The 13,162-nt window shown below is 70.7% G+C and carries 12 protein-coding genes; 2 read left to right on the forward strand and 10 right to left on the reverse strand.

The window, feature by feature from the left end:
* The first annotated feature begins 33 nt into the window (after positions 1-33).
* Positions 34-633: a dTDP-4-dehydrorhamnose 3,5-epimerase gene (rfbC, locus tag amrb99_RS08725; protein ID WP_190854508.1), complete on the forward strand. Its 600-nt coding sequence runs from the start codon at positions 34-36 to the stop codon at positions 631-633.
* On the opposite strand, the gene rfbD is transcribed toward rfbC, so the two are convergent.
* Both rfbD and rfbB read right to left on the reverse strand, forming a co-directional pair.
* On the reverse strand, positions 606-1,481 hold the full coding sequence (gene rfbD, locus amrb99_RS08730; RefSeq protein ID WP_190854511.1) for a dTDP-4-dehydrorhamnose reductase: 876 nt from the start codon (positions 1,479-1,481) through the stop codon (positions 606-608). The genes rfbC and rfbD overlap by 28 nt on opposite strands.
* Positions 1,478-2,476 carry a dTDP-glucose 4,6-dehydratase gene (rfbB, locus tag amrb99_RS08735; protein WP_190854513.1) on the reverse strand — a complete coding sequence of 333 codons (999 nt, stop codon included), beginning with the start codon at positions 2,474-2,476 and terminating at the stop codon, positions 1,478-1,480. The genes rfbD and rfbB overlap by 4 nt, the downstream gene beginning before the upstream one ends.
* Positions 2,477-2,592: 116 nt before the next feature.
* Between rfbB and amrb99_RS08740 the strand changes: the two genes are divergently transcribed.
* Entirely contained in the window at positions 2,593-3,762 is a 1,170-nt protein-coding gene (locus amrb99_RS08740) for a transposase (RefSeq protein ID WP_241755392.1), read from the forward strand.
* A 58-nt stretch (positions 3,763-3,820) separates the two neighbouring features.
* Here the strand turns inward: amrb99_RS08740 and amrb99_RS08745 are convergent, their stop codons facing one another.
* The 8 genes from amrb99_RS08745 to amrb99_RS08780 form a co-directional block, all read right to left on the reverse strand.
* On the reverse strand, positions 3,821-4,888 hold the full coding sequence (locus amrb99_RS08745) for a glucose-1-phosphate thymidylyltransferase (RefSeq protein ID WP_190854517.1): 1,068 nt from the start codon (positions 4,886-4,888) through the stop codon (positions 3,821-3,823).
* A 64-nt stretch (positions 4,889-4,952) separates the two neighbouring features.
* Entirely contained in the window at positions 4,953-6,215 is a 1,263-nt protein-coding gene (locus tag amrb99_RS08750; RefSeq protein ID WP_190854980.1) for a GTP-binding protein, read from the reverse strand.
* A 59-nt stretch (positions 6,216-6,274) separates the two neighbouring features.
* Positions 6,275-7,192 (reverse strand): sulfate adenylyltransferase subunit CysD, encoded by a 918-nt coding sequence (cysD, locus tag amrb99_RS08755; RefSeq protein WP_151542371.1) that lies wholly within the window; start codon positions 7,190-7,192, stop codon positions 6,275-6,277.
* A 120-nt stretch (positions 7,193-7,312) separates the two neighbouring features.
* Positions 7,313-8,305, reverse strand: a complete 993-nt coding sequence (locus tag amrb99_RS08760; RefSeq protein WP_190854520.1) for an inositol monophosphatase family protein — start codon at positions 8,303-8,305, stop codon at positions 7,313-7,315.
* A 187-nt stretch (positions 8,306-8,492) separates the two neighbouring features.
* Positions 8,493-9,968, reverse strand: coding sequence for a sugar transferase (locus amrb99_RS08765; protein ID WP_190854522.1), 1,476 nt, complete (start codon positions 9,966-9,968; stop codon positions 8,493-8,495).
* 189 nt (positions 9,969-10,157) lie between these two features.
* The gene (gene pth, locus amrb99_RS08770; RefSeq protein ID WP_190854524.1) at positions 10,158-10,733 is read right to left on the reverse strand and encodes an aminoacyl-tRNA hydrolase; all 576 of its coding nucleotides are present in this window, start codon (positions 10,731-10,733) and stop codon (positions 10,158-10,160) included.
* A gap of 74 nt (positions 10,734-10,807) precedes the next feature.
* Positions 10,808-11,452, reverse strand: coding sequence for a 50S ribosomal protein L25/general stress protein Ctc (locus amrb99_RS08775; protein ID WP_190854527.1), 645 nt, complete (start codon positions 11,450-11,452; stop codon positions 10,808-10,810).
* A gap of 652 nt (positions 11,453-12,104) precedes the next feature.
* Positions 12,105-13,085 (reverse strand): ribose-phosphate diphosphokinase, encoded by a 981-nt coding sequence (locus tag amrb99_RS08780; RefSeq protein WP_190854529.1) that lies wholly within the window; start codon positions 13,083-13,085, stop codon positions 12,105-12,107.
* Between the last annotated feature and the right edge of the window lie 77 nt (positions 13,086-13,162).

Raw genomic sequence — 13,162 nt, forward strand, 5'->3', positions numbered from 1 at the left:
CTCTGCCGGGAACCGTGTGGCATTCTTGCGCATGTGGATCCGCTCGGCATTAAAGGTACTTACTGCTTCACCCCCCGCGTGCACGGTGACCAGCGGGGATCTTTCCATGAGTGGTTCCGGGACGACGCGCTGCGGACGGTCACGGGACACGGGCTGAACCTGGCGCAGGCGAACTGCTCGGTGTCGTCCAAGGGGGTGCTGCGCGGCGTGCACTTCGCCGACGTCCCGCCCGGCCAGGCCAAATACATCACGTGCCTGCGCGGGGCGATCCTCGACGTCGTCGTCGACCTGCGCGTCGGATCCCCCACGTTCGCTCAGTGGGAGGCCGTCCGGCTGGACGACGAGACGCGCCGCTGCCTGTACATCGCCGAAGGCGTCGGCCACGCTTTCATGGCGCTGACGGAAGACGCGACGGTCGTCTACCTGTGCTCGGAGCCCTACGCGCCGGGCCACGAGCACGGCGTGCACCCGCTCGACCCGGAGATCGGCATCGAGTGGCCCGCCGGCATCGAGCCGGTCCTGTCCGACAAGGACGCGCAGGCCCCGACCCTGGAGGAGGCCCGCCGCACCGGGCTGCTGCCGTCCTACCAGGACTGCCTCGACCACTACGCCAAGCTCGGCCTGCCCGGCTGAGCCTCCGGCCACGCCGCCGCCAGGGACGGCCAGGCGGCGTGCAGGGCGTCCCGCCAGTCGCGCATGGGCGCCAGGCCCGCCGCCGCCCACCGGCCGTGCCCGAGGACGCTGAACGCCGGACGCGGCGCGGGCCGCACGAACCTCTCGCTCGTCGTCGGCCGCACCCGGGCCGGGTCGAGGCCGAGCAGCGCGAACACCTCGCGGGCCAGCCCGTACCAGGTCGTCCGGCCCGCGCTGGTGCCGTGGTACGCCCCGGCGGGGGCGTCCGCGCGGGCCAGCGCGATGATCCGGTCGGCGAGGTCGCCGGTCCAGGTCGGCTGCCCGGCCTGGTCGTCGACCACCTCGACGGTGTCGCGCTCCCCCGCCAGCCGCGCCATCGTCCGGACGAAGCTGGGCCCGTGCGCCCCGTACAGCCACGCCGTCCGCACCACGTACCCGCGCTCGTAGCCGAGCACCGCCGCCTCGCCGGCGAGCTTCGTCCGGCCGTAGGCGTTGACGGGCGCGGCCGGCGCGTCCTCCGGGTACGGCTCGGTGGCGGAGCCGTCGAACACGTAGTCGGTGGACACCTGCACGAGCTTCGCGCCGATCTCCGCGCACGCCGCGACGAGCGCCTCGACGGCGGTGCCGTTGACGGCGAGCGCCGCGTCCTCGTGCGCCTCCGCGTCGTCCACGGCCGTCCAGGCGGCGCAGTTCACCACCACGTCGGGCCGGTGCCGCCGCAGCGCCTCCCGGACCGCGCCCGCGTCGGTCATGTCCAGCTCACTCCGCCGCGGCGCCACCGCGCCGTCGAGGCGCGCGACGACGTCGGTGCCGAGCATCCCGCCGGCACCGGTGACCAGCCATGTCACGCCGCGTCCTCCGAGCGCTTCTTCAGCGGCTCCCACCAGGCGCGGTTCTCCTCGTACCAGCGGACCGTCGCGGCCAGCCCCTCGTCGAACGCCACCTGCGGCGCATACCCGAGGGCGCGCAGCTTCGCGTCCGACAGCGAGTACCGGCGGTCGTGGCCCTTGCGGTCCTCGACGCGCTCGACCATGTCCCAGCCGGCGCCGACCGCGTCGAGCAGCCGCCGCGTCAGCTCCAGGTTCGTCAGCTCCGCCGTGCCCGCGATGTGGTACACCTCGCCGGGCTCGCCGCGCTCGGCGACCACCTGGATGCCGCGGCAGTGGTCGGCGGCGTGGATCCAGTCGCGCACGTTCCCGCCGTCCCCGTACAGCGGCACCGTATGGCCGTCCATCAGGTTCGTGGCGAACAGCGGGATGACCTTCTCCGGGTACTGGTACGGCCCGTAGTTGTTGCCGCAGCGGGTGATGCTGACCGGCAGCCCGTGTGTGCGCGCGTAGGCCCGCGCCATCATGTCGCCGCCGGCCTTCGCCGCCGAGTACGGCGAGTTCGGCGCGAGCGGCGCCTCCTCGTCCCAGGAGCCCTCGTCGATGCTGCCGTACACCTCGTCGGTGGACACCTGCACGACCCGCGGCGTCCCCGCGTCCAGGCACGCCTGCATCAGCGTCTGCACGCCGAGCACGTTCGTCCGCGCGAACTCCGCGCCGCTGGCGATCGACCGGTCCACGTGCGACTCGGCCGCGAAGTTCAGCACCACGTCATGCCCCGGCACCAGCTCCGCGAGCAGCCCGCCGTCGCAGATGTCGCCGTGGACGAAGGTGAACCGCCCTTCGACCGGCTCCAGGTTCGCCAGGTTCCCGGCGTAGGTCAGCTTGTCCAGCACGGTGATCTCGGCGCCGGCCCACGCGGGGAACGCCCCGGACGCGAGGTCCCGCACATACTGCGACCCAATGAACCCGGCCCCACCCGTCACCAGCACCCGCGGGGGTCGGTCACCCGTCATGTCCATCTGAACTCCTCATTCGGACATCCGCCTTCCGGCACAGGAGCAGCGGAGGTGGCCATGGAACTTCGAACAAACGCACGACGCAGAGCAAACGAACCGCTACAGTCCGTCCCATGCCGCGGACCGTCAAGCGAGCGTTCAAGTACCGCTGCTACCCCACGCCTCAACAAGCCACGCAGCTTGTACGGACCTTCGGTTGTGTCCGCCTCGTCTATAACAAGGCCCTGGAGGAGCACATCCGGGTCTTCCGCACCGAAGGTCGTCACCTTGGTCTCAACGAGGCGTCGGCGAGGCTCACGCAGTGGAAACGCGACCCGGCCTTCCGCTTTCTGGCGGAGGTCTCGTCGGTTCCGCTTCAGCAAGCTCTGCGGCACCTGCGGAGCGCGTTCACCAACTTCTTCTCGGGACGCGCGCGCCATCCGTCCTTCAAGTCGCGGAAGAAGGGCAAGGCAAGTGCCGAGTACACCAGGTCGGCGTTCGCCTACCGGAACGATGAACTGACGCTCGCCAAGATGGACGCGCCGCTCCGTGTCGTCTGGTCGCGTCCGCTTCCCAGCGGAGCGACGCCGTCCAGGGGCACGGTCACCCGCGATGCGGCGGGGCGGTGGTTCGTGTCCCTGCTGTGCGAGGACAGTGTCGCCGCGCTGCCTCCCGTCGCGCAGCGCACAGGCGTGGACTTCGGCATCACGGCGCTGGCGACCCTTTCGACGGGCGAGAAGGTCACCAATCCCCGGTACGGCGATCGTGACCGGAAGCGACTCGCCGAAGCTCAGCGCAGCCTCTTTCGGAAACGCAAGGGCTCGGCCAATCGCGCCAAGGCGCGGCGGCGCGTCGCGCGCGTCCATGCGCGGATCGCCGACCGGCGGCGCGATTTCCTGCACAAGCTTTCGACTCGGCTCGTCCGCGAGAACCAAGTGGTCGTGATCGAGGACCTGGGCGTCGGGAACATGCTCAAGAACCCGTCCCTGGCTCGCGCCATCGCCGATGCGGGCTGGCGCGAGCTGCGCACGATGCTGGAGTACAAGGCCGACTGGTACGGACGCGAACTGACCGTGGTCGATCGTTGGTTCCCGTCCAGCAAGCTGTGCAGTTCCTGCGGACGCCGTGCTTCCGCGATGCCCTTGGCGGTCCGCGAGTGGAGCTGCGCCGCCTGCGGCGCCCGTCACGACCGGGACGTCAACGCTGCGCAGAACATCCTCGCCGCCGGGCCGGCGGAGAGGCGAAACGCCTGCGGAGCTGCTGTAAGACCTCAACGGAGATTCTTCCCGGCGGGCGAGCGGTGATGAAACAGGAAGCCCGGCGGGCGACCGCCGGATTCCCCTTTCGCAAGGGGACTGCCGGTCAATTGCTGATCTGCACTTTGCTGTGATCTCCCAGGACGAGGCGGTGGGCCTTCGGGACGCGGGGGGCGGGGGTGACCTCGGCCTCGCGGCCGATCAGGGAGCACTCGATGCGGCCGACGCCGTCGATGGACGCGCCGCGCAGCACGATCGAGTACTCGATCTCGCTGTCCAGGACCGCGCAGTCGCGGTCGATGGAGGTGAACGGGCCGACGTAGGAGTCGCGGACCACCGAGCCGGCGCCGACGATGACCGGGCCGACGACGCGGGACCCCGCGACGCGGGCGCCCGCCTCCACAACGACCCGGCCGATCAGCTCGCTGGCCCCGTCCACCTCGCCCTCCACATGAGGTTCGACGCCCTCCAGGACGAGGCGGTTGACCTCCAGCATGTCGGTGACGTTGCCGGTGTCCTTCCAGTAGCCGGTGATCACTGTGGACTCGACCCGGTGGCCGTGGTCGATCAGCCACTGGATCGCGTCGGTGATCTCCAGCTCGCCGCGCGCGGACGGCTTCAGCTCCGCGACCGCGTCGTGCACCGCCGGGCTGAACAGGTACACCCCGACGAGCGCCAGGTCGCTCTTCGGGAACTCCGGCTTCTCCTCCAGCGCGACGACGCGGCCGGCGCCGTCGAGTTCGGCGACGCCGAACGCGCGCGGGTCGGAGACGTGCGTCAGCATGATCTGCGCCTGCGGGCGCTCCGCGCGGAACCGGTCGACGAGCCCGTCGATGCCGCCGACGATGAAGTTGTCGCCGAGGTACATCACGAAGTCGTCGCCGCCGAGGTACTCGCGGGCGATGAGGACGGCGTGCGCCAGCCCGCGCGGGGCGTCCTGGCGCAGGTACGTCACGTCGAGGCCGAACGCCGAGCCGTCGCCGACGGCGCCGCGGATCTCCGGCTCGGTGTCGCCGACGACGATGCCGACCTCGCGGATGCCGGCGTCCCGGATCGACTCCAGGCCGTAGAACAGCACCGGCTTGTTCGCGACCGGGACGAGCTGCTTCGCCGAGGTGTGGGTGATGGGGCGGAGCCGGGACCCGGCGCCGCCCGCCAGCACGAGGGCCTTCACGGCGCGACGGCGGAGGTCGGGCCCTGGGGGGCGGGCAGGTACACGGGGGGCTCCAAAGGGGTGCTTATCGGGCGCCGGTGATCATCCCGGCGCCGACGGTGTTGTTGGTGGCCTCGTCGATCAGGATGAAGCCGCCGGTCAGCCGGTTGCGGTTGTAGTCGTCGACGAACAGCGGCTGCGTCACCCGCAGCGAGATCCGGCCGATCTCGTTCAGGCCGAGGCCCTCCGCCTGCTCGTCGCGGTGCAGCGTGTTGACGTCCAGCCGGTAGTGCAGGTCCTTCACCAGCGCCTTCGCGGTGCGGGTGGTGTGCTTGATGATCAGCTTGGAGCGCGGGGTGAGGACCCGGTCCGGGGTCATCCAGCACACCATCGCGTCGAGGTCCTGCGCGACCTCCGGCCGGTTGTGCGGGCGCGCGATCATGTCGCCGCGGGAGATGTCGATGTCGTCGGCGAGCCGCAGCGTCACCGACATCGGCGCGTACGCCTCCTCGACCGGGCCGTTCGGGCCGTCGATGTGGGTGATCGTCGTGGTCAGCCCGGACGGCAGGTGCACCACCTCGTCGCCCGGCTTCAGCACGCCGCCCGCGACCTGCCCCGCGTAGCCGCGGTAGTCGTGCAGGTCGGGGTCGGTGGAGGCGTGCGGACGGATCACGTACTGCACCGGGAACCGCACGTCGATGAGGTTGCGGTCGGAGGCGATGTGCACGTGCTCCAGGTGGTGCAGCAGCGACGACCCGTCGTACCACGGCATGTTCACGCTGCGCTCGACGACGTTGTCGCCGTGCAGCGCCGAGATCGGGATGAACGTCAGGTCGGAGACGTCCAGCTTGGAGGCGAACGCGGTGAACTCGTCGACGATCCGCTCGTAGACGGCCTGGTCGTAGTCGACGAGGTCCATCTTGTTGATCGCCACGACCAGGTGCGGGACCTGCAGCAGCGTGGTCAGGAACGCGTGCCGCCGGGACTGCTCCAGGATCCCCTTGCGGGCGTCCACCAGGATGATCGCCAGGTCGGCGGTGGACGCGCCCGTCACCATGTTCCGGGTGTACTGGATGTGCCCGGGGGTGTCGGCGATGATGAACTTGCGGCGCGGCGTCGCGAAGTAGCGGTACGCCACGTCGATGGTGATGCCCTGCTCCCGCTCGGCGCGGAGCCCGTCGGTCAGCAGCGCGAGGTTCGTGTACTCCTCGCCGCGGTCCACGCTGGTCTTCTCGACCGACTCCAGCTGGTCCTCGAAGATGGACTTGGAGTCGAACAGCAGCCGCCCGATCAGGGTGGACTTGCCGTCGTCGACGCTGCCGGCGGTGGCGAACCGCAGCAGGTCCATGCCCTTGACCTGCTCGGTCGTGGCGGACGCGCGCTCGGCGGGCTCGTTCGTGCTGGCCATTAGAAGTAGCCCTCCTTCTTGCGGTCCTCCATGGCGGCCTCGCTGGTCCGGTCGTCGGCGCGGGTCTGGCCGCGCTCGGTGATCCGCGTCGCGGCGATCTCCGCGATCACCTCTTCCAGCGTCGCGGCGTTCGACTTCACCGCGCCCGTGCAGGACGCGTCGCCCACCGTCCGGTACCGGACGGACGCCTCGAACTCCGGCTCGTCGTCACCGCGGTTCGCGAACCCGGTCTCGGCGTCCAGCAGCAGCCCGTCGCGCTCGAACACCCGCCGGGTGTGCGCGAAGTAGATCGGCGGCAGCTCCAGCTCCTCGCGCCGCACGTAGTCCCAGATGTCCAGCTCGGTCCAGTTCGACAGCGGGAACACCCGGACGTGCTCGCCCTGCGTGATCCGCGTGTTGAACAGGTTCCACAGCTCCGGCCGCTGGTTCTTCGGGTCCCACTGGCCGAACTCGTCCCGGAACGACACCACGCGCTCCTTCGCGCGCGCCTTCTCCTCGTCGCGGCGCGCACCGCCGAACGCCGCGTCGAACCCGTGCTCCTCGATCGCGTCCAGCAGCGGCGTGATCTGCAGCCGGTTCCGCGACGCGCGGCGCCCCTTCTGCTCCACCACCCGGCCGGAGTCGATCGCGTCCTGCACCGACGCCACGACCAGCCGGACGCCCAGCTCGGCGACGCGCCGGTCGCGGTACTCCATCACCTCGGGGAAGTTGTGCCCGGTGTCGACGTGCATCACCGGGAACGGGATCGGCGCGGGCCAGAACGCCTTCTGGGCCAGGCGCAGCATCACGATGCTGTCCTTGCCGCCCGAGAACAGCAGCACGGGCCGCTCGAACTCGGCCGCCACCTCCCGGAAGATATGGATCGACTCGGCTTCGAGGACGTCTAGCTGGGACAGCAGGTAATCGCAACGCTGCATGGTCTGGGACTCTCTCCACGCTGTACTGGCAGATGCAACCGGTGGCACGGGACGGGCGCACGCGCTTCCCACCGGATCGAACGTCGGCCCGCCGCTGATCAATCCCGCCTGGCGAGGCGGTCAGTCGGGCAGGCTGTCGCTCACGTCTCCGATGCCGGTCAGCAGCGTCGACGCCGACACGGGATGGCACACCAGGATATCCGGCAGCCTCGGGTCCTTCCGGTTGTACTCCAGCGGGGCCCCGTCGACGCGCGACGCGTGCGCGCCCGCCGCGAGCGCCACCGCCGCCGGCGCCGCCGAGTCCCACTCGTACTGGCCGCCCGCGTGCACGTAGGCGTCCACCTCGCCGAGCAGCACCGCGGAGATCTTCGCCCCCGCCGAGCCGATCGGCACCAGCTCCACGTCCAGGCCTTCCGAGGGGGGACGACCCCCCACGCCCCCCGCAACCGCCTTTTCCAGCTTCTCGGCGAGCCGCTGCACGAACTCCGGCGGCCGCGTCCGGCTCACCGCGATCCGCAGCTTCCCCGGATCCGGCGCGGGCACGTGCAGCGGCACCTCCCGCGGCAGGCCCCGACGCGCGGCGTCCGAGCCCGCGGTCACCGGGTCCGGCTCGCCGGGGTCGTCGCGGACGAGCGCCGCGCCGCCCGTGGCGTCGGTGCGCAGCGTCAGGCCCTGCGCCGGCAGCGCGACCGCGCCCGCCGACAGCCGCGCCGTGCCCGCCGCGTCCCGCTCCCACAGCGCCACGTGGACGGCCCAGTCGCGGCGGCCCTCCTCGGAGAACTCCCGGGTCCCGTCCAGCGGATCGATGATCCACACGCGGGACGCCGACAGCCGCTCGGCCTCTCCGGTGTTGCGCGTCGGGGCGCGGTCGTCGCCCTGGGAGCGCTTGCCCGCCACCGACGAGCGGCCCTCCTCCGAGAGCACGGCGTCACCGGGACAGCGCTCCGCCAGCGCCGCCATCAGGTACTCGTGCGACCGCAGGTCGCCGGTGTCCTTCAGGGCGCGCCCGTCGGCGAAGCCCATCTCGTCCCGCACGCCCAGCAGCAGCCGCCCCGCCGCCGCGGCGAGCTCCGCCGCCAGCGCGTGGTCGTCCGCCACGGCTCTCTCGGTCATCCGTTGATCACATTCCCGACTCGACTGGTCTGCCCGGTCTACTTTCTCATGCATACCCCACACCGCCCGGTGCCAGGGTCACGTCCCACCTGGCGAGACCGGGCGTCCGGCGCGTACCGGTGTCCGGTACGCGCCGCGGCACTCGGCACCCGCCGCTCGCGAGCGCCTGCGGCCGGTGCCGCCGCGGTCAGTAGGCGCCGGAGCCGCGGAACACCGCCGACCACGTCTTCCACATGATCTGCAGGTCCAGCGCGAGCGACCAGTTGTCCACGTACCGCAGGTCGAGCCGGACCGACTCGTCCCACGTCAGGTCCGAGCGGCCGCTGACCTGCCAGAGGCCCGTCAGTCCCGGCTTCACCACGAGCCGCCGGTACACGTCGCCGCCGTACTGCGCGACCTCCTCCGGCAGCGGCGGGCGCGGCCCCACCAGCGACATGTCGCCCCGCAACACGTTGAACAGCTGCGGCAGCTCGTCCAGCGAGTAGCGGCGCAGCCACCGCCCCACCTTCGTGATGCGCGGGTCCTCCCGGATCTTGAACAGCACGCCGTCGTTCTCGTTGTGCTCCATCAGCGCGTTCTTGCGCGCCTCCGCGTCCTGCACCATCGTGCGGAACTTCAGCACCGTGAACTCGCGGCCGCCGCGCCCGACCCGGACCTGCTTGAACATCACCGGCCCGGCGCTCGTCACCTTGATCAGGAACGCGACCACCAGCATCAGCGGGCTCAGCAGCAGCAGGCCGGTCAGCGCCGCCGTCCGGTCGAACAGCCCCTTCAGCACCCGCCGGCCGCCGTCCAGCTCCGGATGCTCCACGTGCAGCAGCGGCAGGCCCGACACGGGACGGATCGAGATCCGCGGACCCGTCACGTCCATCAGCGCCGGTGCCACCACCAGCTCGACGTCGTCCCGCTCGATCTGCCACGCCAGCCGGCGCAGCGCCACCCCGTCCATCTCCGGACAGGCGAGCACCGCCACCGAGTCGGCGCCGGTCCGCTCCGCGACGGCCGCGGTCTGGCCGAAGTCGCCGAGCACCGGCACGCCCTCCACCTCGTGGACGGCGTCGTCGCCCGAGGCCAGCGCCGGCGGCAGGCACACCGCCACGATGTCCATCCCGTGGTACCGCTTCTGCCGCAGCAGCCGGATCAGGTCCGCGACGGACGTGCGGTGCCCCACCGCCACGACCCGCCGCATGCACTCCCCGTTCCAGCGCTTGCGGTGCAGCCACTTGCGCAGCCGGTACCGCGCGACCAGGTCCAGGAACGTGCCGAGCGGCATCGCCATCACGACGTACCCGCGCGCCACCTCCGTCTTGGTGGCGTACGCCAGGATCGCCAGCGTCGCGGTGAAGATGAACCCCGCGCGCAGGACGCCCTTGAACTCCTCGTACCCCACGCCGATGTACCGCGGCTGGTACGCCCGGCACAGCATCAGCATCGGCACCCAGAGGACCGGCAGCGCCACCGTCAGCGCGACGTACGGCGCCGTCGGATCGCTGGGCACCCCCGGGAAGCGGAGCACGAACGCGATCACCCCGGCCGCGAGCATGCTGAAGAAATCGAGCCCGCCGGCGAACCGGCGGTACCATCCACTCCAGCTCTGCGCATCCGGGCGACGTTGCTCCTGGCGAATCGGTGACTCGGCCTGAACCTTGTCAACGACGGCCATACGACCTCACCCAACCCATGTAACGCGCGCCCCGAAAAGCTCGATCCACCCCAGAGACGGTTGAACAGCTCCCAAGGTTCACATAAAACGTGAACCTCATCCGCGCAGAATTTTACGAGCGCCGCGCCGTGTCCGCCTCGGCACGGACCGCATCCGGCCGATTGTCGAAAACGCCTGCCCCGCGTGGTTTCAGCCCGCGTGGAACTCGTTCTGCGCGGCCTCCAGACTCCCGGTCAGCAGCGCCTCCACCGCGTCCGCCGCCCGGTCGACCTCCAGGTCCAGGACCTTCCGCTCCGCCGCCGAGAAGTCCTTCAGCACGAACGCCGCCGCGTCCATCCGCCCGGGCGGCCGCCCGACCCCGAACCTGACCCGCAGGTACTCCTTGTCGCCGAGCGACTTCGTGATCGACCGCAGCCCGTTGTGACCGTTGTCACCGCCGCCGCGCTTCAACCGCAGCGCCCCGAACGGGATGTCCAGCTCGTCGTGGACGACGATCAGCCGCTCCACCGGAACCTTGTAGAAGTCCCGCAGCCCCTTCACCGGGCCGCCCGACTCGTTCATGTACGTCCGCGGCTTCGCCAGCACCGCGCGGACGCCCGCGAGCCGGCCCTCCAGCACGTCCGCCCGCGACCGGTGCGCCTTGAACCGGCCGCCGGCCCGGCCCGCCAGCACGTCCAGCACCATGAACCCGGCGTTGTGCCGGTTGCCGGCGTACGACGGTCCCGGATTGCCCAGGCCGACCACCAGCCAGACGTCCGTGCTCACCCGATCTCCTCACAGCCGAAGACCCCCGCAGGCGTGCCTGCGGGGGCCGTTCGTCGTTCCGCCGTTCCGCCGTGCTACTCGGCGGGCTCCTCCGCCTCGGCCTCGGCCGCCGCCTCGGCGGCCTCCGCCGCGGCTTCGGCGGCCTCCGCCTCGGCCGCGGTCTCGGTGTCGCCCGCGGACGCCGACGCGTCGGCGATCTGCAGGATCAGCGTCTCCTCGTCGGTCGCCAGCGTGGTGCCCGACGGCAGCTTCAGGTCCTTGGCCAGCAGCTGCGTGCCGACCTCGACGCCCTCGATGGACAGCTCCACCGACTCGGGAATGTGCGTCGCCTCGGTCTCGACCGAGATCTGCACGGCCTCCTGCTGCACGACGCCGCCCGCGACCACCTCGCCGACGACGTTCACCGGCAGGTCGACGGTGACCTTCTCGCCCCGCTTGACCAGCAGCAGGTCGACGTGCTCCAGGAAGCCCTTGATCGGGTCGCGCTGCACGTCCTTGGGCAGCGCGAGCTCCGCACCGCTGCCGACGCCCTCGATGGTCAGCAGCACGTTCGGGGTCTTCAGCGCGAGCATCAGCTCGTGGCCCGGCAGCGTGATGTGCTGCGGGTCGGTGCCGTGACCGTAGAGGACGGCGGGCACCTTGCCGGCCCGGCGGGTGCGCCGCGCGGCACCCTTACCGAACTCGGTGCGCGGCTCGGCGGCGATGCGTACCTCGGACACGGCGAAAACTCCTTGCTTGTTGCGATCCACGGCCGTCCCGCAGGACGTCCGCTACGGACAGAGCGAATCAGGCGTAGCTCGATGCGTCAGGCGCCTCGAAGATTCTTTGCGTTACCCGGGGAGTACGGACCTGAACGGAGCCGCACTGACGACCCGGGGCATACGCGGATTCAAGAAGTCTAGCCGATCGTTTCCACGCGCAACGCCATCGCCCCCGCGACGACCCGCCGCGGGGGCCCTTCTCCTACGTTGACGGCCCGGTCAGAGCCGGACGCGAACGGCACCCTCGCCTGGAAAGACGAACGCCCGCCCCGCCGGGTTCCGCTACCCCGGCGCGCCGACCGCATAACGGCCGCCCGCCCTCGTCGCCAAAGCCGCGAACCGCAGCAAATACCGAGGCGACGCAGCGACCTCAGCCACGGCTTGACCGACGACCTCAGCCACAAGAGTGACCTTGACCGACGACCTCAGTGGACGGCCCCGGCCACGCACCGACCTCGACCGTTGCGATCGCGAGCGAAGCCAAGTTCGAGCTTGCGAGAACTTGATCGCGCAGCGAGCCCCCAGGGCGAGTCGGAGCGATGCAGCGATCGCACGCTTTGTCCGTTGAAGGGAGGGCCCCCAGGGCCCGACCGCCGAGGACAAAGCAATGTCAGCTGTGCCCGCCGAAGAGGCTGGTGACGGAGCCGTCGCTGAAGACCTCGTTGATCGCGCGGGCGACCAGCGGGGCGATCGACAGGACCGTCAGCTTGTCGAACTGCTTGTCCTCCGGGATGGGGAGCGTGTTGGTCAGGACGACCTCGGAGATCCGGGAGTTCTTCAGCCGGTCCACCGCGGGGCCGGACAGGACGCCGTGGGTGGCGGCGACGACGACCTTGTCGGCGCCGTGGTCGAACAGCGCGTCGGCGGCCTTCACGATGGTCCCGCCGGTGTCGATCATGTCGTCGACCACGACGCAGGTGCGGCCCTTGACCTCGCCGACGACGTCGAAGACCTTCACCTCGTTGGCGACGTCCGGGTCGCGCTTCTTGTGGATGATCGCCATCGGGACGCCGCCGAGCCGGTCGGACCAGCGCTCGGTCACCCGGACGCGGCCGGCGTCGGGCGCGACCACGGTCACCCGGGAGGTGTCGAGGCGGCTCTCGAAGTGGTGCGCCAGCAGGTCCAGCGCGAACAGGTGGTCGACGGGGCCGTCGAAGAACCCCTGGATCTGCGCGGTGTGCAGGTCCACGGTGATCAGCCGGTCGGCGCCGGCGGTCTTGAACAGGTCGGCCATGAGCCGCGCCGAGATCGGCTCGCGGCCGCGGTGCTTCTTGTCCTGCCGGGCGTAGCCGAAGAACGGCGCGACGACCGTGATCCGCTTGGCGGACGCGCGCTTCAGCGCGTCCACCATGATCAGCTGCTCCATGATCCACTGGTTGATGGGAGCTGTGTGGCTCTGGATCACGAAGGCGTCGGAGCCACGGACCGACTCCAGGAACCGCACGAACGTCTCACCGTTGGCGAAGTCGTACGCGGACGTCGGCGTCAGGTCGACGTGGAGGTTGTCGGCGACCTCCTTGGCCAGGTCCGGGTGGGCTCGGCCGGTGAAGAGCATCAGCTTCTTCTGACCGCTCGCTTTGATCCCACTCACCTCTGACAACTCCCCCTCAATGGAACTTGCACTCATGTGGGTTGTCGTCCCCACTCCCCGGGCACCACAAGAGTCCT

This window comes from Actinomadura sp. RB99, from assembly GCF_014706005.1.
GTDB lineage: Bacteria > Actinomycetota > Actinomycetes > Streptosporangiales > Streptosporangiaceae > Spirillospora.